Genomic DNA, 428 nt, shown 5'->3' on the forward strand with positions numbered 1-428 from the left:
GCCTGCGTCTTCTGGTCCGGCCATTAGCGTTCTCCAATCTGGTCACCGGATTGTTGTGCGCGGTCTTCTTGTTCCGTGTAGCGTCTGGCGAAGACCTGCAACGAGTCACACACGTCGTCGAACTCGCCCGAGGCCTTACCCGAACCACCCGAGAGCCCACCCGACACAGCATGGTAGCCACCAAGAACGGACGCCAAGAACCCGAAATTGCTCTCAACCGGCACCCCACGCGCACTGCGCGCAGCCGCCTCCGAATTAGCCGCCCACCTACGGGCCATCTCCACCAACTCCGGCGGATCAGCGGTGAAACTCATATCCCCACCCGCCACCGCAGGCCCAGAACCCTCACCCGCCGCAGGCGCAGAACCCGGAGCGCCAGACCCGCCGCCGGGGAAAGGGCCGCCGCTCGCGGGGCCACCAGACGGGGT

Annotated in this window: 1 protein-coding gene; it reads right to left on the bottom strand. The window is 66.1% G+C overall.

The window, feature by feature from the left end; all coding sequences use genetic code 11:
- Positions 1 to 23: 23 nt before the first annotated feature.
- The coding region (locus tag EII42_RS12325) for a hypothetical protein (RefSeq protein WP_233558411.1) at positions 24 to 428 on the bottom strand (405 nt) is incomplete at its 5' end.

The sequence above is a fragment of the Tessaracoccus sp. OH4464_COT-324 genome (genome assembly GCF_003932855.1).
In the GTDB taxonomy this organism is placed as follows: domain Bacteria; phylum Actinomycetota; class Actinomycetes; order Propionibacteriales; family Propionibacteriaceae; genus Arachnia.